Here is a 22,211-nt window from a genome sequence, read left to right as displayed (position 1 = left end):
TAGGCAGTAGGCAGTAGGCAGTAGGCAGTAGGCAGTAGGCAGTAGGCAGTAGGCAGTAGGCATGTGTGTTCCGCAGAGCGGTCTGGACCTACTGCCTAATCCCTACTGCCTATTCCCTACTGCCTATTCCCTACTGCCTATTCCCTCAAATACCTTCACCGGCAAGCTCCTCCGAAATCGTGCCGACCTGGTCCTGGGCGCTGCGCATCATCGGATAGATGGCCAGCACCTTTTGCCAGGCCTCGAGCGCCGATTGCTTGTGGCCGGTCAGCGCCATGATCTGCGCCAAGCCGGACAGCGCACCGAAATGGCGCGGCTCGAGCTGCAGCGTATGGTCGATGTCGGACATCGACTTGCCGTAGTTCTTCATCATGAAATGCACGGTGGCACGCCGGTTCCAGCCTTCGGCATAAGTCGGCTGCAAAGTCACCACCTGGTCGAGGAAATCGAGCGCTGCGTCGAACTTCTGGCCCTCGACGGCTTTTTGCGACCATTGCATCATCAGGTCGATCGAGGCGCTGCCGGATTGCGACCACTCGCTCCAGATGTTGCCGGCGATGCGCTCGGCCGCCTTTTCGTTGCGCTCGCGTTTCAGATCGCTGAACAGCTGGTCGAGGCGGGCTTGTTTCGTCGTTGCGGCGGGCCGCGCGTCCTGAGTGGCCGGCGGCGCGACGGCATTATCCGCCCATGCCGGGCCATAAATGACGCCGGAAACAAGCAGAGATGTCAAAAATGCAAAAAGAATCCGCATCGCCGGACTCTAGTCCCGGGCGACGGAACGTCAAACTGAATTTGGCGTGAAAATGCCGGCAGGCGGCAACAAGCATCAAATGGGCGGAGGCAACAGCCTCCTGCCCGAAAACTCAGCCCTGGCGTGCCTTGTAGCGCGGGGCGGTCTTGTTGATGATGTAGACGCGGCCCTTGCGGCGAACCAACTGGTTGTCGCGGTGACGCGCCTTCAGCGCCTTGAGCGAATTCTTGATCTTCATGGTCTTGCCTGTCGGTGTGGACCCGGTCCGGGTCGAAATTTTAAGGCGCGCCAGAAGACGCGCCTTTGAACTGTGGGAGGCTCATAAACGAGGAGCCTTGTCCCTGTCAACCGCAAGCGTGCTCCATAGCGGCTGTAAATCGTCCCTGTCATCAATTATCCGCCATGTCGGCCTTGCGGCATTGCGCGGCCCTGGGGCCGGCTGGGATGATGCGGTCTCCGTGAAGTGATTTGGAGAGAACCATGCGCCGAATGTTCCTGTCCGCCTGCCTTGTCCTGCTGGCGGCAGCTTCGGTTGCTCGCGCGCAGGAATGCGACCGCAGCGACGATAGCCAGCAGATGATGAACATCTGTGCCGGCGAAGACTACCAGGCGGCCGACACCAAGCTCAACAAGGCCTATCAGGACCTCACCAGCTCGGATGACGCCGGCGGCAAGAGATTGCTGCAGGTGGCGCAGCGCGCCTGGATCAGTTTTCGCGATGCCGAATGCGCGCATTCCACCGCCGCCAGTCAAGGCGGCTCGATCCATTCGATGGAAGTCTCGCAATGCCTGACCAGATTGACCAATGATCGCATCAAGCAGCTCGCTGCCGCGGCCAATTGCGAGGAAGGCGATTTGAGTTGCGTCAAACCAGGCGAGGACGAGAGCGACGATTTGCAGTAGGCAACCCTATGAGGCGCGACGGCTGATCCGAGTGAAATGTCCCATCTTGCGGCCGAGCCGCGCTTCGGCCTTGCCGTAGAGATGCAGCATCAGATCGGGCTCGGCGAGAAGCTCCGGGACGCGCAGCACATCATCGCCGATCAGGTTTTCCATCACACAGTCGGAATGGCGGTCCGGGGCGCCGAGCGGCAGGCCGGCGATGGCGCGGATATGCTGCTCGAACTGTGAAACGATACAGGCGGCTTCCGTCCAATGGCCGGAATTGTGCACGCGCGGCGCGATCTCGTTGGCCAGCAGCGAGCCGTCCGCCAGCACGAAGAACTCGACGCCGATGACGCCGACATAGTTCAGCGCCGACAGGATCTTCGATGCGGCCGTTCGGGCCGCTTCCGCCGTCTCCGGCATAATGGCGGCCGGCAAGGTCGATGTGTGGAGAATGCCGTTGCGATGGATATTCTCGGCTGGATCGTAGGCGACAACCGCACCGTCCAGCCCACGCGCCGCGATCACCGATATCTCGCGCTCGAACGGCACGAAGGCCTCCAGGATCAGCGGCACATTGCCCATCGCCTCGCAGGTGCCGGCAAAGCCGCCGGCTTCCATGTTGCGGAAGACGCGCTGGCCCTTGCCGTCATAGCCCATGCGGCGCGTCTTCAGGATGCCGCTGCCGTCGAACGCCTTGAGCGCCGTCATCAGCTGGTCATCATTGTCGACGGCGTGGAAATCGGCGGTCGTAATGCCGATGCCGTTGAGGAATGTTTTTTCGTCCACCCGGTCCTGCGCCACTTCCAGCGCACGCGCCGGCGGATAGACCGGAACCTTGGCGGCCAGCGCGCTGGCCGCCGCGACCGGGACGTTCTCGAACTCGTAGGTGACGACGGAACTCGAGCCTGCCAGTTCGGCAAGGGCGGCCGGGTCGTCATAGGCGGCTGTTATCTGCCGGTTGGCGACCTGTGCGGCCGGGCAATCCGCTTGCGGCTCCAGCACCACGGTGCGGTAGCCGAGGCGGGCGGCAGCAACAGCCAGCATGCGGCCGAGCTGGCCGCCGCCAATGATGCCGATGGTCGATCCGGCGGGCAGGCTCACGGCGTATCCGTCGGTTCTGCCGCGACCTTGGCGGTCTGCGCGGCGCGCCAGGCGTCCAGTCGGACGGCAAGGCTGTCATCGTTCAGGGCCAGCACGGCAGCGGCCAGAAGGGCTGCGTTGGCAGCGCCGGCCTTGCCGATGGCCAGCGTGCCCACGGGAATGCCGGCCGGCATCTGGACAATGGACAGCAGCGAATCCTGCCCGGAAAGCGCTTTCGATTCCACCGGCACACCGAACACCGGCAGCGGCGTCATCGCCGCCGTCATGCCGGGCAGGTGCGCCGCACCGCCGGCCCCGGCGATGATCACCTGATAACCGGCTGCCTTGGCGCCCTTGGCGAAATCATAGAGCCGGTCCGGGGTGCGATGCGCGGAGATGATCAGCCGCTTGTGCGGGATGCCGAGTGCTTCCAGCGTTTCGGCGGCATGGCGCATCGTCGCCCAGTCGGACTGGCTGCCCATGATGATGGCGACGTCGGCGCGTTGATCGTCCAAGTCCGTGTTCCCCGGCGACAAAGGCGCGCCTTAGCGGAATTCGCGCGGGGCCGCAAGGATAGGCGGCCGCTGCTGCGGTCTGGCAAGACGGAAACCAGCCGATCAGATGCCGTCGCGCTCGGCCTCTGGCGTCGAGACCAGCAAGGCCGAAGCCGCGTTGGCGGCGGTGATGGCCGCCCGCATGGTCTGCCCACGGGCAAGTCCCGCGGCCAGCGCGCCAACGAATTCATCGCCGGCGCCATGCGTGCTGGCGACCTTGACGGGGATGGCGGACAGAGCAAAGGCCTCACCGGTCTGGTTGCAGCAGGCGACGCCCTCGCCGCCCGCCGTGACAATCGCCACCGGATAAAGATCGGCCAGCAGCCGTGCGGCTTGCGCGGCCCCGTCCAGCGTCTCGAACACTGCTGTGCCAGCCAGGAATTCAGCCTCGATGGCGTTGACCACCAATATGTCGACCAGCGCGATCAACTCGTCGGAGAGTTCGCGCGCGGGGGCCGCGTTGAGCACGACGCGGCCGCCCCGTGCTTTGACGGCGCGTGCGGCGGCAATGTTGCCGGCTTCCGGCACTTCGTTCTGCAACAAAAGCACTGCCGTTTGGACCATCACATCGGAAGCAGAGGCAATGTCGGCATGGCCCAGTGTCAGATTGCTGCCCGAGACGATCACCGCGCCATAGTCGCCGCCCGCGTCGAAGATCGCCACGCTCATGCCGGAGCCGGCGCCAGCGGCCACCCGCACGAAGCGGTGGTCGACCACTGCGCGATTGAGATTGGCCAGCAACGCCCGCCCGAAATCATCGTCGCCGACGGCGCCGATCATCGCCGCGCGCACGCCGGCCCGCGCCGCCGAGACAGCCTGATTGCCGCCCTTGCCGCCGCATTTCGGGTGCCAGGCATAGCCGGTCACCGTCTCGCCCTTGCGCGGGCGATCGGGCGCGTCGACCATGATGTCGTAATGCAGGCTGCCGAACACGGTGACCAGCGGCGATGTCGTCATGAGCCCCGGTCTTTTCGTTTCGATGTCACCGCCGACATGGTGCGGCCGAGGTTGCGCTCCGCCGCCTGGTAGTCGCGCTGGGCCACCGCCACGAACAGCGCGTCGAGGATGTTGAGCTGGGCAATGCGCGCCGCTGCGTTCTCGCCCATCAGCGGCGAGCCTTGCGCGGTCGAGCACAGCACGATGTCGGCGACCGCAGCCAGCGGCGAGTTGTCGTAGTTGGTGATGGCCAGCGTGCGGGCACCGTTCTTGCGGGCCAGCTGGATGGCGTCGATGACGGCCGACGTGTTGCCCGAATGCGAGAAGCCGACGGCGATGTCGTCGCCGCCGAGCAGCGAGGCCGACATCAGCATCATATGCGAATCGTCATAGACGGATGCGCGGATGCCGATGCGCAGAAACTTGTGCGAGACATCGCGGGCGATCTGCGCCGAGCCGCCGACGCCATAAAAATCCCGGTTCTTGGCACGGAAGAGCAGCTCGGCGGCGCGGTCGAAATCCTCGATGTCGAGGATCGCCAGCGTCTCCTCCAGCGCCTGGATGGAGGTGCGAAAGACTTTTTGCACGATCTCGGCCGAACTGTCGTCGGATGACAGTTCCTGGTGCATCTCGGCGGTCGGCAGGCGACTGTATTCATAGACGGCGGTGCGGAAGTCGCGATAGCCGGAAAAGCCCAGCTTCTTGGCGATCTTGACCACCATCGCCTCCGACACGCCGGACTCTTCGGCGATCTGTTTCAGCGGAATGCTCTCGTCGAAGCCGCGCCGGCCGAAGACGGTTTCCACCACCTTCGCCTCCAACGGAGTGAGATGCGGCATCATCATGCGGATGCGCGGTCCTACCGCTTTCAGGTCCAGCCCGCTCAAGGTCATCCACGCCCCCTCGTCACGCGATCGATAAGCATCGCGGCGAGGATTATAAGACCAGTTGCCAGAAGCTGATAGAAGGACTGGACGTTCATCAGCGTCAAACCGTTGCGCATGGCGCCGAGGATGACGGCGCCCAGGACGGTGCCGACGATGCTGCCCTTGCCGCCCATCAGCGAGGCGCCGCCGATGGCGGCAGCCGCGATAGCGTCGAGTTCCCAGAGATTGCCGAGGATGGGCTCGGCGGCGCCGAGCCGGCCGATCAGGATCTGCGCGGCAAGCGCCGCCAGCAGGCCCGAGATCATGTAGGCGGCGATCTTGGTGCGGGCAATCGGCACGCCGGCGATGTAGGCCGCCTCCTCGTTGCCGCCGACGGCAAGCAGATATTCGCCGAAGGGCGTCTTCTTCAAAACGACCCAGGCGACGACAGCCACGCAGGCGACGATGATGACCGCCAGAGGCAGTCCAAACAGCGATCCGTTGAAGATGGCGCGAAAGCTTGGCGGAAGGCCGAGCACCGGATTGCCCCCGGTGTAGATCAGCGCCAGCGCCCGATAGGTGCTGAGCGTTCCCAACGTGACGATGAAGGGCTGCAGCCTGACATAGGCGACGAGCACGCCGTTGACGAGGCCGCAGGCAAGACCAATGGCGAAGCCGGCGGCGATGGCCAGCGGAAACGGCACGCCGGCGACCATCATAGAGGCCGAGATGACGGCCGAGAGTGCCGCCGTCGGCCCGACCGACAGGTCGATGCCGCCGGAGATGATGACCAGCGTCATGCCGAGTGCGAGACAGGCATTGATGCTCGACTGCTGCAGGATGTTGATCAGGTTACGCTCGGCGAAGAAGCCGGGCACCAGCGCGCCGAATACGGCCAGGATCACGACAAGGCCGATCAGCGTGCCGGCGTCGCGCATGGAAACGCCGCGCAGGAATTCGGCGCGTGGCCGCACCAGAGTGGTATCCGACATATCCGTCACCTCTGCCTTGCCTGTTACGCGGACGGCGTTTGCGTTTGCGGGATGGCGTGCGCCGCGATCGCCTGTTCGCTGATATCGTCTCTGTGGAGTTCGGCCGCGATAGTGCCGTCGCGCATGACCAGCACGCGGTCGGCAAGCCGGATCACTTCGGGAAGCTCGGAGGAGACGACGATCACGGCATGGCCCTCGGCGGCGAGTTCCTCGATCAGATGATAGATCTGCGCCTTGGCGCCGACATCGATGCCGCGCGTCGGTTCGTCGAACAAGAGGATGCGGGTTCCCGCGGCCAGCCAGCGGCCGATGATCGCCTTCTGCTGGTTGCCGCCGCTGAACAGGCGGATCGGCCGGTCGAGCAGGAACGGGCGCAGATTGACGCGGCTCATCCTGTCGACGGCCACCTGTTTCAGCCTGGTGTGATCGATGACGCCGCGCGGCGCGAATACGTTCATCGAGGCCAGCGCCATGTTGCTGGTGATCGAGCGCAGCGGCACGATGCCTTCGCGCTTGCGCTCCTCCGGCACCAGGCCGATGCCGGCGGCAATCGCATCGCGCGGGCCGGCGAAGCGCGCCGCCTTGCCGTCGATTGCAATGGTGCCGGCCGTGGCGCGATCGGCGCCGGCCAGGAGCCGCAAAAGTTCAGTTCGGCCGGAACCGACCAGGCCGGCAATCCCCAGCACCTCGCCGCGATGCAGATCGAACGACACGTTGCGCACCTTCGTCGCCGAGGAGAGGCCACGCGCGCTCAGCATGACCTTGTTCGTGGCATGGGAATTATGGTGTTCCTGCGCCAGTTCGCGGCCGACCATCATCGCCACGACCGCTTTCTCCGACAGGTCTTTCAGATCGACGGAATCGACGACGACGCCGTCGCGCATGATGGTGGCGCGCCGGCAGATGCCGAACACCTCATCCAGCTTGTGCGAGACATAGACGACGGCGACGCCATCGCGCGCCAAACCTGTAATGACTTGCGCGAGCCGTTCGAATTCGCTCGGCGTCAGGCTCGATGTCGGCTCGTCCATGGCGACGATGCGGGCGCGATCGAGCAATGCCCTGGCAATCTCGACAATCTGCCGCTGCGCCACCTTCAGGGTGCCGAGCGGGGCGGCTGGATCGATGCAAGGGTCGATGGCTGCAAGAGCCTCGGCGGCGCGGCGCTCCTGCTCTCTGCTGGCGACGAAGATGCCGCCGCGCGTCAGCGGATGGCCGAGGAACATGTTCTGGGCGACGCTGAGGCGCGGCACCTGCTGCAATTCCTGATGGATCATGGCGACGCCCGCAGCGCGCGCGGCAACCGGGTTGGCGAGTGTAACCGGCTTGCCGTCAATGAGGACGCTTCCCGCTGTCGGCCTGTAGACGCCAGACAGGATGCGCAGCAGCGTCGACTTGCCGGCGCCGTTTTCGCCGAGCAGGCCGTGGATTTCACCGGCCCCCACCGAGAGTGACACCTCGTGGAGCGCCCGTACGGCCGGAAACAGCTTGGAAATGCCCTTGAATTGCAGCCGGGGTGACATCGAGTTCTATCTCCGGGCCATGGTGCCGGACAGAAGCGACTTGCCCTGACCGGCACTGTTGGTTGGCCTTACCGGCCCGCAGCCGCGTCCTCGAGCAGCGCCTTGCGCGCGTCGGCGCCGGAATAGCGGTCGGCATTGTCCTTGGTGATCAGCGCCTGGGGCGTGGCGACGACGCGCGGCAGCTTCTGTCCCGCGACGAGACGCAGAGCTGTTTCCAACGCCACTTCGCCGGTCAGAACCGGGAAACTGTCGACCGTGCCGGTCAGTTCGCCGGCCCGTATGGAGGCATAGGCATCGGAAATGCCGTCGGTGCCGAAGACCGCAACCTTGTCCTGCAGGCCGGCGGCCTTGACAGCCTCGACGATGCCGAGCGCCATGCCGTCATTGTTGGCATAGAAGCCGATCAGGTCGGGGTGCTGCTGCAGGATGTTGGTGGCCGCGTCATAGGAGGTCTGGCGGTCCCAGTTGCCGGGAACGCTGGCGACAACCTCGAACTTGCCTCCCTCGATAATGGTCGACTTGAAGCCATCGGTGCGCTGCACGGCGGCATAGACGCCAGCCTGGCCTTCGACGATGGCGACCTTGCCGCCATTCGGACGATTCTTGATGAACCATTTGGCGACGCGCACGCCATTGTCGCGTTGGACATTGCCGACATAATGCTCCGCCTGCGGGATGACGGCGTCATTGACATTGACCACCGGCACGTTGGCGGCCTTGGCCTGCTCCATGATCGGCTGCAGATTGGCATCCGTCTGCGGCGAGACGAGCAGCACGTTGTAGCCCTGCGTCACCAGGCCTTCGGCGATGGTGAGCTGGCCGAGTTGGTCGCCCTCGCTCTGCGCTGCCTGATAGACGACGGGAACGCCGACCTTGGCGCCGAATGCCGTGTAGCCCTCGCCCAGCGAGCGCCAGTATTCATTGGTCAGCGTCTTGGAGACCGCGCCTGCCTTGGTGCCTTCGGGCAGCTTGGGGAACGCGCCGAACTTGGCCTCGACCTGCGACCAGTCGATGCGGTCCTTTTCCGTGTCGGAATTGAGCGGCGCGAGGTCGGCGGAAAAGGCAGAGCCGATCGAGAGCGCCATCAGTGCGGCGGTAGCGGTGGCAAGCAGAAGTTTCATTGTATTCCTCCCTGGTTGAAAAACGGCGATGGCGCGGATGCCTCAGCTATCCGGCCCGAGCATGATTTCCTGGATGATGGCCTGCGACGTAACGGCATCCTGGCTGTCCATGGCGGCGGACAGGCGATTGTCCTGCTCCAGCCGGTCGACGACGCGCAGCATGCGCTTGACGGTGGCGATGTTGACTTCGCACTCGCGCACCGGATCGAGCCCGGTCATGTCAGGGAACGTGTCGAAATAGATGGCGCCGGCGTAACCGTCGCGGCGAATCTGCCTGAGCAGCTCGATGGTCTGCAGCGTGTGCACCGCGCCGACCATCAGGCCGTCGTCGCGCTTGGCGTAGCCGTCGTTCAGGTGCACGCCGAGCAGCTTGCTGTGACGCGCCACCAGGGCCGCGGCAAAGGCCGGCTGTTCGTCGGCGTAGAGCACATGAGCGAAATCGAGCGTGACGCCGAGATTAGGCAGGCCGACATCGCGGATCGCCAGCAAGGTCGTCGCCGCATCCGGCATCAGGCTGTAGGAGCGGGGTTCGTTCGGTTTGTATTCAAGGCTGATCTGACAGTCGGGATCATGTGCCGTAACTTCACGAATCCCATCAATTTCGTGTTGCCAAAGCGTCGAATAGTCGGCTTGGAAGGCGTAGTCGAAGCCATCCTGGCCGAGCCACAGCGTCATCAGGCTGGCGCCGGCCTCACGCACGGCATCGATGCCGGCCTTGGTCAGGTCGATGGCCTCGCGGCGCACCGCCGGATCCGGATTGGTGAAAGCGCCGAGCTTGAAGGCGGGGTTGGAGTAGTAGCGCATGGCAAAGCCATTGATGGAGAGCCCAAGGTCGCCCAGTTTCAGGGCGATTTCCGTGGGCTTTTCACCGACGTGGTCAGGAAAGTTGAGATCGAGATCGGTAAGCCCCTCGACCTTGGCGGCGCGCGCCGCCATCTGCAGCAGCGACGGCTTGCCGGTAAGATCGGGCCACTCGGCCTGCGGCCGCGAGGCAAAGGAATTCAGGCGCGTGGCGAAACGAGTGGCTGTCATGATCGATCCTTCAATCGTCATGACTTCACATAAATAAAGATATTTGTAAAGTTATTGTTTTGAGAGGCTACGAAGCGGCCACCAGGCTGGACCCGCCAAGGCGCGCAAAGGGAGCCGGCAGTTTCCCGGCCGGTGCCCTGGAGAGCCCGTCAGGCCAATAGGCGCATGCTGGCGCGTGCTGGTTACGGTCGGCGCATTTCAGCAAGCGATTCGCCGGGTGTTCAATCTGGCCAGCGTAAGACGCCGGACGAATCCTTGCGGGCGAGTTTCATCGCATCGGCCGGGCGGTCCTTGGCGGTCAATATGGCGCGCAGCCGTTCGGCGACGATCTCGGCCTCGCCGGGATGAAGATTGCAGGGGTCGAGGAAGAAATGGCCGCGCTCCACCTCATGGTTGCGCACGATGATCGGTGGCGAGCCCGCCGCCAATGCCGAGGTGAGGCCGGCCGCCGTGAACCGGCTTTCGGGCAGTACAAAAATCTGAAGCCGATCGAGAGGGTTGGCGGTCGGATCGGGAATGATCTGCGCGACAATGCCCGGCAGCCCCTGCAACGTCTCCTTCCACAGGTTGAGCGCGGCGTCCTCGCGGCGGCGGATGCCGGCATGGTCGCGCTTTTCCCAGGCTTCCAGTGCGGCCATGGTGCCGGCGATGCTCTCCTTGCCGACCTTCATGGCGCGGGCGACGCCGCGGTGCTGGAGATAGGCGGTGCGAACCAGATCCTTGCGCCCGGTGACGATGCCGCTGGTCGGCCCACTCAGGAATTTGTGGCCGCTGTAGATGACAATGTCGGCGCCGCGCGCGAGGAAGCCGCGCAGATCATACTCTGAAGCCGCATCCACGATCACAGGGACGCCCCTGGCGTGGCAGATCTCGCAGAATTCCTCCAGGGACAGCATGCCATACTGCACGGTGTGGTGCGCAACGACGTAGAGGCCCGCCGCCGTGCGGTCGTTGATCGCGTCGCGCACATGATAGTCCTGCGTCACGCTGACCGTGCCGGCCGGCACGACCCTGGCGCCCGCCAGCCGGACCGACTGGTCGATCGGCGCACCATAGTTGACGATGTGCCCGAGCTGGACGATGACCTCCGACTTGAGGCCCTCCGTGTTATCAGGCAGCCGCTCGATGGCGAGCAGATTGGTCCCCGTCATAGCACCTGCGATCGCCATGGTGATGCCGCTGGCGCAGCAGGCAGTGATGAAACCGGCCTCGCCGCCGGTCAGGCGCGCGACAATCGTGCTTGCGGCACGTTGCAGGTCATCCAGTTCCACCCATTGCGAGGCCATTTCCGCCATGGCGCTGATCGCTTCGGGGACGATGATCGACGCGCCGAGCGCGGTCATCGTGCCGGAGACATTGATGATCGGGCGAAGGCCGAGCCGTTCACGGATGGTGGTGTTGGAGCCGTCGGTGGAAGTGGTTTTCATCTCTCGGATTCCATTCTTCTAAAGGTCAGGCGGCGATCTCGACAACCGCCTCGATTTCAACGGTGATGTTTCCAGGCAAGGAGCCGACGCCGATCGCCGAGCGGGCATGGCCGCCGATATTGTCGAACACATCGGCAAACAGGTCGGAACAGCCATTGACCACTTTCGGGTGGTCGCTGAAGGTCGGTATGGCGTTGACGAAGCCGAGCAGCTTGACGACGCGCACGATCCGGCCAAGGTCGCCGGTGGCTGCGTGCATGACGGCGAGCAGATTGAGGCCGGTGAGGCGGGCATGGCCATAAGCCTGCTCGACGGTGACATCCTCCCCCACCTTGCCGGTACACAGCGTGCCGTCGGTGCGCAGCGGACCCTGGCCGGACAGGAAGATCAGCCGGCCGCTCTCGGCATGGGTGACGAAGTTGGCGATCGGTGTCGGCGGCTCGGGCAGCGTCAGGCCCAACGCGGCGAGCCGGATATAAGGCGTCATGAAAGAAGGCTCCTTGCGACAGCGTTCGCTGTCCCGTTCTAGAAATGCGAGGCGCGGAAGCGTGCCAGGAAGGTGCGCAGGCGCTCATTGTCGGTGTCTGCCGCCAGGATTTCGGCGGGTGGACCCGCCGCGCTGACGCCGCCATCGGCCATGAAGATGATGCGGCTCGAGGCATCGCGGGCAAAGGCCATTTCGTGCGTGACCATCACCATCGTCATGCCGTCCTCGGCCAGACTACGCACGACCTCGAGCACCTCGCCGACCAGTTCCGGGTCGAGCGCGGAGGTTATCTCGTCGAGAAGCAGGATCTTCGGCCCCATGGCCACGGCGCGGGCAATGCCGACGCGCTGCTGCTGGCCGCCGGACAGTTCGGCGGGCAGGCTGTCAGCCTTGTGGGCGAGGCCGACCCGGCCGAGCCAGTGTTCGGCCATGGTGCGCGCTTCGGCGTTGCTCTTGCCGCGCACCTTGGTGAGGCCAAGCATGATGTTGCCGGCGGCTGTCAGGTGCGGAAAGAGGTTGAAGCTCTGGAACACCATGCCGGTCTCGGCGCGCATCGCCGCGAGATCGCGTTCGCTGCGACGCTGGCGGGTTCCGGCTTCGCGAAAGCCGACCTCCTTGCCGTCGATGCGGATCGAACCACTGTCATAGCTTTCGAGAAAGTTGACGCAACGCAGCAGCGTGGTTTTGCCGCTGCCGGAGGGGCCGATGACCGTCACCACCTCCCCCTTCGCCACCTGCAGGCTAACCGAACGCAGGACCTGGACGGTCCCAAAGGCTTTGGAAACGTCCTGGACGTCGAGAAGGGCCGGCGTGTTTTTCGGACTTGTGGACATTGCTATTCCCGGATGAAGGAGAAACGCCGCTCGAGCCGCCGGCTGGCGAGCGAAAGGGCATAGTTGACCGCGAAGTAGATGAGCGCGCCGAGAATATAGAGCGGCATGGCCTCATAGGTGCGGCCGATGACCTGGTTGATGGCCTGCATCAGATCGGTGATGCCGAGCAGCGATACCAGCGCGCTGCCCTTGACCGCATCGGTGACGCCGTTGATCCAGGGCGGCAGGAAGCGCCTGAACGCCTGTGGGAAAATGACGTAGGCAAGCCGCTGGCGAAAGGTCAGCCCGATCGCCATCGCCGCCTCGGACTGCCCTTTCGGAATGGAGCCGACAGCGCCTCTGAAATATTCTACGACCTGGGCTGTCTTGAACAGGGTCAGCGCCAGCACGGCGGCCCAGAACGACGGCAGATGAAGCCCGATGGCCGGCAGTCCGTAATAGACAAAGAAGATGAGCACCAGGATCGGTATGCCGCGAATGGTGTCGCTGAAGATGCGCACGGCCCATTGTAACGGCACCGGGCCATAGACCAGACCGACGCCCATGATCACGCCGGCGATCAACGAAAACACCACGACCAGCAGGGATACCCACAGTGTCAGCGCAAAGCCCTGGGCGAGGAAAGGTAAGGCATAGGCGATCTGGGTGAGCATATCAGCGCGCCGCCCTGAACCGGCGCTCGACAAGCCGAAGCGCAAAAAGCAAGATGTAGCCGGTCACCAGATACATCGCCGTGACCACGAGATAGACCTCGACGATGCGGAAGGTGTTGAAGTTGATCCACTGAGCGCCATAGGTCAGCTCCGGCACCGAAATGACCGAGGCGACGGAGGTGTCCTTGAACAGCGATATGAAGGTGTTGGACAATGCCGGCAAGGTGATGCGCAGCATGGTCGGCAGGCGCACGTTGAGCAGCCTTTGCCAGGGTGTCAGGCCGATTGCCTTGCCGGCGTCCAGCTGTCCGCGCGGAACCGCTTCGAGCCCGGAGCGAAACACCTCGACCAAATAGGCGCCGCTATAGAGCGACAGCGTGACGACGAACGAGGTCGGCGCGCTGTAGGCGATGTCGACCACTGTCGGCAAGCCGTAGAAGACGAGGTAGACGAGCAGGATCAGCGGCACGTTGCGGATGAATTCGACGTAGGCGGCGATGATGGTGCGCACGGTGCGTCCAGCGGACACGTACCAGACCGCCAGGACCAGGCCGATGACGATGCCGATGGCGATCGATATGACGGCGAGTTCGAGACTGAGCAGCAGTCCGCCCCACAGCTTGTCGAAGTGTCGCCAGATCAGGTTGAAATTGAGGGCATAGCCCATGCGTCCGCCTCAGTGCCGCAGGCTTAGAGCGGTTCACCGTTTCACGAAACGGCGACCCGCTCTAACTCTTTGTTTTGACGCAATTCCGGACGGAAAACCGTTTCACACTTTTCCTGGAATTGCTCTAGGGAGGCGGAAGGGCGCTGGATAAGCCCTCCCGCCCGATGCAGATCAGATGGCCGGGAAGCCGGGATGGCGCGCCGGGGGCTCCTGTCCGAAATAGTCCTTGAAGGCGGCATCGTAGAGTGCGTTTTCGTGGCCGAACATGGCGATGGTGAAGGTCGCGTTGACGAAGGTCAGCCAGTCAAGGTCGCCTTGCCGGAGTGCCGCGCCATAAAGCATGCTCAGCCAGCTCTTGCCGGCGTCGAAATATCTGTCCGGATTGCGCGAGGCGAGCCAGCGCACCGTGGACAGATCGACGGCAGCGGCGTCGACGCGTTTCGATTCCAGTGCCTGCAGCACGTTGGCCTGGGTATCGATCTGCATAACCTGGCACTCGGGCAGCACCGAATGCACCTGCGCCTCGGCATCGACATTCTGCAGGATGGAGACGCGTGTCGCCGAGCCGCCGGCAAGCAGCTTGTCGAAGGTCTTGTTCTCGGCGGTCGGAAGGCTCAGCAGGGCGACGCCCTCGACATAGTAAGGCCGGGAAAAATTGACCAGCTGCGAGCGCTGGGCGCTCATCGTCATGAACTGAATGGTGATGTCGACCTTGTTGGTGGTGACGTTGGGGATGCGCTGTGCCGGATCCTGCATCACGACCTCGACCTTGGTCGGATCGTCGAAAAGGCCCTTGGCAAGAATGCGCCCCATGGTGATGTCCATGCCGACGAGTTCGCCGGCATCGTTCTCGAAGTGCCACGGCGCATTGGTGCTGCCGGTGCCGACGATCAGCTTGCCGCGATCGAGCACGGTGCGCAGCACGCTGTCGGGTGCTGCCTGAGCAGCGGCCTTCTGGGCATCGACGGCTACCGCCGCACCCACGACGCCGGCCGTGGCCAGTCCCGCCATTCCCAATTTTAGAAAATCACGTCTTCCGGATGTGTCGTTCACGGCGACCTCCTTTCGTTTGTGTTCCCCTTGCACAGGCAATACACGCGTCAGTGACCTCGAAGCGATTGTCTCTTACAAGAGACGCGTGTATCCTGTACAGGACAGATACTAACACCGGGAATCAACAATGCAAGATGGCAATGCCTCGGCACTTTCAGCCGGCGTGAAGATTTCGGGCTCCCGAGAAAAGGGGCTCAACCGGGTGCTCGAGATTCTGGAGTTTCTTCACACCACCCAGCGCGCGATCGGCATTGGCGACCTTGCCAAGGGCGTGAACGCGCCCCGCTCGACGACCTATACGCTGGTGCGGTCGCTGGTCGATGCGGGACTGCTGGAAATGGAAGGCGACGGCAATCGCGTCTATTTCGGCAAGAAGCTCTATCTCTACGGAATGGACTATGTGCGGGGCAACGACCTGTTGAGGCGGGGGCGCCAGGAGGTCGACAATCTGTCGCGCGAGACCGGCGAGACTTCCGAACTGTGCATGCTGCAGAGCGGCCGCTATACGATCGTCCATGCGAGTCCCGGCACCAGGCCGTTCCGCATCAGTTCCGCCACCGGCTTGCAGATACCGCTGCCCTGGACGGCCTCGGGGCGGCTGCTTCTGGCGGGGCTGGAGAAGGCTGAGATCGAAGGCATGGTGTCGGACGACGATCTCGTGCTGCCCGACGGGCGCAAACTGCGGCTCGACGATTTCGTCGCGGACATCGCAAAAGCGCAGGTCACCGGCTATTGCGTCACTTCGGGCCTTGTCGATGCCTATACGAAGTGCCTTGCCGCACCGGTGTTTTCAGCGCCGGGAAAGGTCGAGGCGACGATGTGCCTGGTGGTCCCCATCGATACGTCCGAGGGGCGGACCGGCGAACTTATCGGCCTGCTGCGTGATCGTGCCGCGAGGCTTTCGATCGCCGGGTAGCGCGAGCGAGCGAACGCCAACTCACGCAATGATGTCGGGAATGATCTTGTCTTCCAGCGCCATCAGCCGGTCCTTCAGGAACAGCTTCTTCTTCTTCATGCGCTGGATCTGCAGCGGATCGCAGGCCATGGCGATCATCGCGTTGATGGCCGCATCGAAATCGGCGTGTTCCTGCTTCAGGCGGGAAAATTCTAGGCGAATATCGGCCTGTTCCTGATCGGACATTCTCTACCGTCTGCACGTCTGCGGCGCCCAAAACTGGGCCTGATTGGGCGGGACCGGGTGTTTTGTCACCGGCGTGCAGCCCATATCACATTTCAAGGTGTCGTGGAATGCTACCACGGATCATTCGACATCGCGGCCGGATGGTGGCACAGTGTCATTGTGCCGTCACAGAAGCGAACCTGCGGTGGACGCGCCGTGACGGTTGCAATCGAGGAAAACCATGAAAGGGAGAACCAATCATGTCTCTTGCATCCCATCTTGATGAGTTGCAGCGGAAACACGGCGACATCGAACGTGAAATCGATGACGCGATGAATCATCCATCGGTAGACGACCTCGAAATCGTGAATCTCAAGCGACGCAAGCTGGCACTCAAGGACGAGATTGAAAAACTAAGAGGCAAACCGACCACGCATTGATGCCCTCCTGACATAGCCGCCCAATATCCGCGGCCTCTTTTCCCGGCGGCGCCCCGCCGCCGGCTTGGAGGGTTTTGATTTTCCAGCACCGGTCTGTCAGCCGAAGCTGGACTTGCACCCGGCTCAATCTCCGCTTCGGCCGTCTCCCGTTTCGCCAGATCATCGATTGTTTCTGGTCGCCGGCGGCGGGCGATTCCGGCCAGTGGCGACCTGTCGCCATTGACAAGCCATCTTTGCTCCTCCACCTCATGCCCGGACCTCAGCGCATCGGCCCGGGGCGTCGTTGTGCGTCCATGCAGGACACAAGATGCTCCAGAGACAAAAGGCTGCCGGCATGACCGGATATTTTTCCTCTCCTTTCCCCCGCCGCACGTCGGTGGGCGTCGATGTCGGCGGCGTGGTCGTCGGCGGCGGTGCGCCCGTTGTCGTCCAATCGATGACCAACACCGACACGGCCGATATCGACCAGACGGTTGCGCAGGTCGCAGCACTGCACCGGGCCGGCTCGGAAATCGTGCGCATCACTGTCGATCGCGACGAGAGTGCCGCCGCCGTGCCGCGCATTCATGAGCGGCTTCAGCGGCTTGGTATCAACGTGCCGCTGGTCGGCGATTTCCACTATATCGGCCACAAGCTTTTGGCCGATCATCCGGCCTGCGCCGAGGCGCTGGCCAAATACCGCATCAATCCGGGCAATGTCGGCTTCAAGGACAAGAAGGACCGCCAGTTCGCCGATATCGTCGAGATGGCGATCAGGCATGACAAGCCGGTGCGCATCGGTGTCAACTGGGGCTCGCTCGACCAGGAGCTTTTGACCCGGCTGATGGACGACAACCAGGACAAGGGTTTTCCGCTGACCGCGCAGGAGGTGATGCGCGAGGCGATCGTGCAGTCGGCGATCCTGTCGGCCGAGATGGCGGAAGAGATCGGCCTTGGCCGCGAGAAAATCATCCTGTCGGCCAAGGTCAGCGGCGTGCAGGACCTGATCGCCGTCTATACCGAGCTCGCCACTCGCTCCAACCACGCGCTGCATCTCGGCCTGACCGAAGCCGGCATGGGCTCGAAGGGCATCGTCGCTTCGTCGGCCGCCATGGGCATCCTGCTCCAGCAAGGCATCGGCGACACCATCCGCATCTCGCTGACACCGGAGCCGAACGGCGACCGCACGCGCGAGGTGCAGGTGTCGCAGGAATTGCTGCAGACCATGGGGTTCAGGCAGTTCGTGCCGATTGTTGCCGCTTGCCCCGGTTGCGGCCGCACCACCTCCACCGTGTTCCAGGAACTCGCCCAGAACATCCAGGCCGATCTCAGGAAGAACATGCCCGTGTGGCGCGACAAATACCCCGGCGTCGAGAACCTCAAGGTCGCGGTGATGGGTTGCATCGTCAACGGCCCTGGCGAGTCCAAGCATGCCGATATCGGCATTTCGCTGCCCGGCACGGGCGAAATGCCGACGGCGCCTGTCTTCGTCGACGGCAAAAAGGCGGCGACGCTGCGCGGGCCGTCGATCGCCGCGGATTTCGAGAAAATGGTCGCCGACTATATCGAGCAACGGTTCGGTCGCGGCAAGGCCGCGGCCGAGTAGAACCGATGCAGCGTTTCCTTTGGGCAGCGCTGATCCTGCTGTACGGGCTGACCTGGTCGACCCTTGTGCAGGCCGATCCGCCGCAATCCGCCAAGCAACGGCTGATCGACAAAGTCTGCAATCTGATCCAGGCGCATGCCGACCAGAACGGCCTGTCCAGGGATTTCTTCGCTCGGCTGATCTGGAAGGAAAGCCGTTTCGATCCCAACGCCGTCAGTCCGGTCGGTGCCGAAGGCATTGCCCAGTTCATGCCGGGCACCGCCAAGATGCGCGGGCTCGCCAATTCCTTCGACATCAACCAGGCGATCCCGGCTTCGGCCAGATATCTCGCCGAAATGAAAACCGGCTACGGCAATCTCGGCCTGGCCGCCGCCGCCTACAATGCCGGCGAGAGCCGGGTGTCGCGCTGGCTCAGCTCCGGCGGTTTCCTGCCGATGGAAACCGAAAGCTATGTCTTAGACATCATGGGCGAACCAGCCGACAAGTTCACCGACCGGGCCTATGCCGGAAGGGTCGAGCCGCTCGACGCAAAGACGGATTTCGCCGTCGCTTGCCGAAAACTGCCGGTGATCATGTCGCGGACGGTGGCCATGGCTTCGATCAACATAAAGCCATGGGGCATCCAGGTGGCCGGCAATTTTCGCCGCAGTGCCGCGATCACCCAGTGGCTCAGGGTAAGGAGCCGGTTCCCGGCCCTGCTCAACGGGCATGATCCGGTGGTCAGCCGGGTGCGCACACCGATCGGCCGGCGCGGCATCTACGCGGTCAGGATCGGTGTCGACCGCCGCGCCGATGCCAACGTTATTTGCCAGAAATTGCAAACTGTCGGTGGGGCCTGCGTGGTGGTGCGTAACCGGTAAATTGGCCGCTGCCGGCATGGTGTTTGTCCGAGAGAGGCATTTAAAAGCGATAGCCGTGACGTCGCATCCAGCAAAGATTTCAGCTATAGCGGCCGCCATCTTTACTGGGCGGCGGCCCTGTCTTTGACGAGCAGCATGGGCCTCAACATGTTTGATGGATACATTATCTGCGGCACGCCGAGGACCGGAAGCACGCTACTGTGCAAGCTTCTGGCATCCACGAAGACGACTGGCGATCCGCACTCATTCTATCGGCGGCAGGATGTGCTGGAGTGGGCTGAAGAGTGGAAGCTGCCCGATCGCGACACGATGAGTGAGCTCGACTTCAATGTCGCCTATCTCAACGCGGCGATCGCTGCGGGCAAGGGTGGGACCGGCCTCTTCGGCCTTCGCTTGATGCGCGAAAATCTGGATGAGCTTTCGGCAACCCTCGACCGGATTTTTCCAAAACTGCCGTCCGACAGAGCGCGTCTTGAAAAGGCCTTTGGCCGCGTCCTCTACATACACCTCTCGAGGGAGGACAAGCTCGCGCAGGCTGTCTCCCTGATCAAGGCGGAGCAGACCGGTCTTTGGCATATCGCTCCCGACGGCACCGAGATCGAAAGGGTCGCACCGCCGAAAGAGCCCCAATATGATTTCGAGCGTATCAAACGAGAGGTCACGGAACTCGAGACCTATGACGCGGCCTGGAACATTTGGTTCGCAGAGCAAGGCATATCCCCGCTGCGCGTCGGCTATGAGCGCCTTTCAGGCAATCCGGCCGCGACATTGCTAGGCATCTGCGAAGCCCTGGGAGTCCCAGCACCTGACGAGGAGGATGTAAGCCCCGGCGTTGCAAAGCTTGCTGACGCGACAAGCCTCGACTGGATGCGCCGCTATCGTCTGGAGGCTGCCGCCGTCTGACGCATCCTCATGGATGCAGTCAGGCGGTCTTGGCCACAACGGTCTCGCTGAGCCAGGTGCCGATCTTGGTGCCGAGGCGGTCGGGCGAAACGGGCTTCGGCAGATAGTCGTCCATGCCAGATTCGATGCACTTGTCGCGATCGCCCTTCAGCGCGTGTGCGGTGACGCCGATGATCGGGATGTGGGCGCCCGTCGAGACCTCCATCGCCCGGATGGCGCGGGTCGCCTCGTAGCCGTTCATTTCGGGCATCGAAACGTCCATCAGGATCAGCTTGGGGCGCAGCGCCCGATACATTTCGACCGCCGTGCGGCCATTGCCGGCGATACGGTAGCTCAAGCCCAACCCATTGAGGATCTGGCCGAAGACCAACTGGTTCACGTCATTGTCCTCGGCAATGAGGATGTCGATCGGTCCGTTCGGCGCGGTTGTCGATTCCGGCGCTGCCGCGACCGGCGTTGCCGGGCCGCGGATGACGGTGAAGGCGGGCGGCGCTGCCAGGGGAGCCTGCACGATCGGTTCGCGGACGAACCGCGCCTTGCCGACCTGCGAACGGGCCTTCTGAATCACCGAGATGACGGTGCCGAGCAGCACCGCGGAGCGCGCCGGTTTGGTCAGATGCGCGGCAATGCCGAAGTCGATGATCATCTTACCGAAATCGACCTGGTCGACCGAGGTCAGGATAACGATCGGGATGGCCGACAGGCGGCTGTCGGAAGCAATGGCTCTGGCGACGTCGGCGCCGTTCATGCCCGGCATCTGGTAGTCGAGGATGATGCAGTCGACAGCGGCGCCCAACTGAAAGGCGCGGTCGAGGAAGGCCAGGCCGACGGCGCCGCTTTCGGCGGCGGCACAGTCGAAGCTCCAGCTTCTGAGCTGCTCGAGCAGGATTTCGCGGTTGACCGGATTGTCGTCGATGACCAGCACGCGCGCGCCGGTGACGTCGACCGGCACGATCTCGTCGCGCGCCGCGGCCTGATGCGCGGGCAGCGGCACAGCGAACCAGAACACGGAGCCACGGCCGATCTCGCTTTCGACGCCGATCTTGCCTGCCATCAGGTCGACGAGGCGGGCGGCGATGGCCAAGCCCAGCCCCGTGCCCTCATGGCGGCGGGTGGACGAGCCGTCCACTTGCGCGAATTTCTCGAACACGTTCTGCAGTTTCTCGGCCGGTATGCCGATGCCGGTGTCTTCGACGCGGACCTTGAGCTGGACCACGTCGTTGACGATTTCGCCGCCGACATCGATCAGCACATGACCCTTCTCGGTGAACTTCACGGCATTGCCGAGCAGGTTGGTGATGATCTGCCGGAACCGGCCGGCGTCGCCGACGACATGGGCCGGCAGGCGCGGGTCGACACGCACGATCAGTTCGAGGTTCTTTTCGGCGACGCGCGCCGAGACCAGCGTCGCCACATCCTCGACCGCCTCGGAAAGGCGGAAGGGAGCAGGGTCGAGAGTGAGTTGCCCGGCATTGATCTTGGAGAAATCGAGGATGTCGTTGATGATGGTGAGCAGCGCGTTGCCGGATTTGACGATGACGTCGGTGAAGGTCTTCTGGCGCGGGGTCAGATCGGTCTTGGCCAGAAGTTCGGCCATGCCGAGCACACCGTTCATCGGCGTGCGTATTTCGTGGCTCATATTGGCCAGGAATTCCGATTTGGCGCGGTCGGCGGCCTCGGCCTTGAACAGGGATTCGGCGGATTCGGCAAAGGCGCGGCGGATTGCCACTTCCATCGGGCGGAAGATCCAGAAGGCGACGATGGCAAGTGCTGCGAACAGGATGCCGCTCGCCCACAGCAGCAGCCTGTCGCTTGAGGCATCGGCCAGGTGGCGCTCATCATCCATGGCGGTACGGACGCGGACCAGCATCGGCTGGGCGAACAGGTCGTTCTGGTTGCGGATTTCGCGATAGCTCCACTCGTCGACCTTTTGCGCCATCGACATCAGGTTGAAATTGCGCACCATGTCGCGCGGCGACCAGAACAGATCGCCGTTGACGGAAGCGGACTGGAGTTCGTTGACGGTCTTGATCGACAGCCGTGGCTTGATCGCCGCAAGCTGGGCGGTCAGCGTCTCGATCTCGCCGGTCAGGCGCTCCGAATGGCCGCGCGCCGATGTGGTCAGGGCATCGCGTGTCTCCGCCCGCCAGGCGGTGCCGGTGGTCTCGGCGAAGCTGGTCGCGTTGCGCAGGTCGCGGGTGAAGATGACGAGGTTGCTGCTCAGCGCATCGATGTCGCGGCGAAAGGAATTGACGCGGTCAAGCGCAATCACGATACCGGCGGAAGCCAGCGCGAAGATCAGCAACCCTGAAATATAGCGGATCCGGACCGACCGGATGAAGGACGAATATTCAGGCATGCGCAACCCCAACACATACGCACCATTTTAATGGCCGGGATTACGCTTCATTTACATTAAAATTTCGTTCGTGCGGGCAGG

24 protein-coding genes are annotated in these 22,211 nt (G+C 63.3%); 6 read left to right on the top strand and 18 right to left on the bottom strand.

Annotated features, from left to right (window positions below):
* Nucleotides 1-145: 145 nt before the first annotated feature.
* Nucleotides 146-751 (bottom strand): hypothetical protein, encoded by a 606-nt coding sequence (locus EOB80_RS28000; protein WP_127331024.1) that lies wholly within the window; start codon nucleotides 749-751, stop codon nucleotides 146-148.
* A gap of 112 nt (nucleotides 752-863) precedes the next feature.
* The gene (ykgO, locus tag EOB80_RS27995; RefSeq protein WP_006327841.1) at nucleotides 864-989 is read right to left on the bottom strand and encodes a type B 50S ribosomal protein L36; all 126 of its coding nucleotides are present in this window, start codon (nucleotides 987-989) and stop codon (nucleotides 864-866) included.
* A 242-nt stretch (nucleotides 990-1,231) separates the two neighbouring features.
* Between ykgO and EOB80_RS27990 the strand changes: the two genes are divergently transcribed.
* Nucleotides 1,232-1,654, top strand: a complete 423-nt coding sequence (locus tag EOB80_RS27990; protein WP_127331022.1) for a lysozyme inhibitor LprI family protein — start codon at nucleotides 1,232-1,234, stop codon at nucleotides 1,652-1,654.
* A gap of 6 nt (nucleotides 1,655-1,660) precedes the next feature.
* Here the strand turns inward: EOB80_RS27990 and EOB80_RS27985 are convergent, their stop codons facing one another.
* The 14 genes from EOB80_RS27985 to EOB80_RS27915 all read right to left on the bottom strand — a co-directional run bounded on the left by EOB80_RS27985 (nucleotide 1,661) and on the right by EOB80_RS27915 (nucleotide 14,863).
* A complete protein-coding gene (locus tag EOB80_RS27985; RefSeq protein WP_127331020.1) occupies nucleotides 1,661-2,740 on the bottom strand; it encodes a 5-(carboxyamino)imidazole ribonucleotide synthase in 1,080 nt (359 codons plus the stop codon).
* Complete coding sequence (purE, locus tag EOB80_RS27980; RefSeq protein WP_063169171.1) at nucleotides 2,737-3,234, bottom strand: 5-(carboxyamino)imidazole ribonucleotide mutase; 498 nt, start codon at nucleotides 3,232-3,234, stop codon at nucleotides 2,737-2,739. The genes EOB80_RS27985 and purE overlap by 4 nt, the downstream gene beginning before the upstream one ends.
* Before the next feature lie 102 nt (nucleotides 3,235-3,336).
* Complete coding sequence (locus EOB80_RS27975) at nucleotides 3,337-4,230, bottom strand: ribokinase (RefSeq protein WP_127331018.1); 894 nt, start codon at nucleotides 4,228-4,230, stop codon at nucleotides 3,337-3,339.
* Nucleotides 4,227-5,102, bottom strand: coding sequence for a MurR/RpiR family transcriptional regulator (locus EOB80_RS27970; protein WP_013529211.1), 876 nt, complete (start codon nucleotides 5,100-5,102; stop codon nucleotides 4,227-4,229). The genes EOB80_RS27975 and EOB80_RS27970 overlap by 4 nt, the downstream gene beginning before the upstream one ends.
* Nucleotides 5,099-6,067: an ABC transporter permease gene (locus tag EOB80_RS27965; RefSeq protein WP_127331016.1), complete on the bottom strand. Its 969-nt coding sequence runs from the start codon at nucleotides 6,065-6,067 to the stop codon at nucleotides 5,099-5,101. Before EOB80_RS27965 ends, EOB80_RS27970 begins: the two co-directional genes overlap by 4 nt.
* 23 nt (nucleotides 6,068-6,090) lie before the next feature.
* Nucleotides 6,091-7,590, bottom strand: a complete 1,500-nt coding sequence (locus EOB80_RS27960; protein ID WP_127331014.1) for a sugar ABC transporter ATP-binding protein — start codon at nucleotides 7,588-7,590, stop codon at nucleotides 6,091-6,093.
* A 68-nt stretch (nucleotides 7,591-7,658) separates the two neighbouring features.
* Entirely contained in the window at nucleotides 7,659-8,711 is a 1,053-nt protein-coding gene (locus tag EOB80_RS27955) for a substrate-binding domain-containing protein (RefSeq protein WP_127331012.1), read from the bottom strand.
* A gap of 42 nt (nucleotides 8,712-8,753) precedes the next feature.
* Nucleotides 8,754-9,743, bottom strand: a complete 990-nt coding sequence (locus tag EOB80_RS27950; protein ID WP_127331010.1) for a TIM barrel protein — start codon at nucleotides 9,741-9,743, stop codon at nucleotides 8,754-8,756.
* Between the two features lie 221 nt (nucleotides 9,744-9,964).
* A complete protein-coding gene (locus EOB80_RS27945; RefSeq protein WP_127331008.1) occupies nucleotides 9,965-11,170 on the bottom strand; it encodes an aminotransferase class V-fold PLP-dependent enzyme in 1,206 nt (401 codons plus the stop codon).
* Between the two features lie 25 nt (nucleotides 11,171-11,195).
* Nucleotides 11,196-11,657: a RidA family protein gene (locus tag EOB80_RS27940; RefSeq protein ID WP_127319394.1), complete on the bottom strand. Its 462-nt coding sequence runs from the start codon at nucleotides 11,655-11,657 to the stop codon at nucleotides 11,196-11,198.
* Between the two features lie 38 nt (nucleotides 11,658-11,695).
* A complete protein-coding gene (locus tag EOB80_RS27935; protein ID WP_127331006.1) occupies nucleotides 11,696-12,490 on the bottom strand; it encodes an amino acid ABC transporter ATP-binding protein in 795 nt (264 codons plus the stop codon).
* A gap of 2 nt (nucleotides 12,491-12,492) precedes the next feature.
* Complete coding sequence (locus tag EOB80_RS27930) at nucleotides 12,493-13,143, bottom strand: amino acid ABC transporter permease (RefSeq protein ID WP_127267518.1); 651 nt, start codon at nucleotides 13,141-13,143, stop codon at nucleotides 12,493-12,495.
* 1 nt (nucleotide 13,144) lies between these two features.
* Nucleotides 13,145-13,810: an amino acid ABC transporter permease gene (locus EOB80_RS27925; RefSeq protein ID WP_127331004.1), complete on the bottom strand. Its 666-nt coding sequence runs from the start codon at nucleotides 13,808-13,810 to the stop codon at nucleotides 13,145-13,147.
* A gap of 171 nt (nucleotides 13,811-13,981) precedes the next feature.
* Nucleotides 13,982-14,863: a transporter substrate-binding domain-containing protein gene (locus EOB80_RS27915; protein WP_127331000.1), complete on the bottom strand. Its 882-nt coding sequence runs from the start codon at nucleotides 14,861-14,863 to the stop codon at nucleotides 13,982-13,984.
* 127 nt (nucleotides 14,864-14,990) lie between these two features.
* Here EOB80_RS27915 and EOB80_RS27910 point away from each other — a divergent pair, with 127 nt between their 5' ends.
* Nucleotides 14,991-15,779: an IclR family transcriptional regulator gene (locus tag EOB80_RS27910; protein ID WP_127330998.1), complete on the top strand. Its 789-nt coding sequence runs from the start codon at nucleotides 14,991-14,993 to the stop codon at nucleotides 15,777-15,779.
* A 21-nt stretch (nucleotides 15,780-15,800) separates the two neighbouring features.
* Here EOB80_RS27910 and EOB80_RS27905 read toward each other — a convergent pair whose 3' ends face one another.
* Entirely contained in the window at nucleotides 15,801-16,004 is a 204-nt protein-coding gene (locus EOB80_RS27905; RefSeq protein WP_013529216.1) for a DUF465 domain-containing protein, read from the bottom strand.
* A gap of 239 nt (nucleotides 16,005-16,243) precedes the next feature.
* Between EOB80_RS27905 and EOB80_RS27900 the strand changes: the two genes are divergently transcribed.
* The 4 genes from EOB80_RS27900 (at nucleotide 16,244) to EOB80_RS27885 (ending at nucleotide 19,771) form a co-directional block, all read left to right on the top strand.
* Nucleotides 16,244-16,423: a YdcH family protein gene (locus EOB80_RS27900; protein WP_013529217.1), complete on the top strand. Its 180-nt coding sequence runs from the start codon at nucleotides 16,244-16,246 to the stop codon at nucleotides 16,421-16,423.
* A gap of 334 nt (nucleotides 16,424-16,757) precedes the next feature.
* Complete coding sequence (gene ispG, locus EOB80_RS27895) at nucleotides 16,758-18,008, top strand: flavodoxin-dependent (E)-4-hydroxy-3-methylbut-2-enyl-diphosphate synthase (RefSeq protein ID WP_164761630.1); 1,251 nt, start codon at nucleotides 16,758-16,760, stop codon at nucleotides 18,006-18,008.
* A gap of 5 nt (nucleotides 18,009-18,013) precedes the next feature.
* On the top strand, nucleotides 18,014-18,868 hold the full coding sequence (locus EOB80_RS27890) for a lytic transglycosylase domain-containing protein (RefSeq protein ID WP_127330996.1): 855 nt from the start codon (nucleotides 18,014-18,016) through the stop codon (nucleotides 18,866-18,868).
* Between the two features lie 147 nt (nucleotides 18,869-19,015).
* Nucleotides 19,016-19,771, top strand: a complete 756-nt coding sequence (locus EOB80_RS27885; protein ID WP_164762747.1) for a Stf0 family sulfotransferase — start codon at nucleotides 19,016-19,018, stop codon at nucleotides 19,769-19,771.
* A gap of 19 nt (nucleotides 19,772-19,790) precedes the next feature.
* Here EOB80_RS27885 and EOB80_RS27880 read toward each other — a convergent pair whose 3' ends face one another.
* Entirely contained in the window at nucleotides 19,791-22,130 is a 2,340-nt protein-coding gene (locus EOB80_RS27880; RefSeq protein ID WP_127330992.1) for a response regulator, read from the bottom strand.
* Nucleotides 22,131-22,211 lie beyond the last annotated feature (81 nt).

Origin of the sequence: Mesorhizobium sp. M7A.F.Ca.MR.245.00.0.0, assembly GCF_003997415.1 — a bacterium.
In the GTDB taxonomy this organism is placed as follows: Bacteria; Pseudomonadota; Alphaproteobacteria; order Rhizobiales; family Rhizobiaceae; genus Mesorhizobium.
This window is presented reverse-complemented; position numbering and strand designations above follow the sequence as displayed.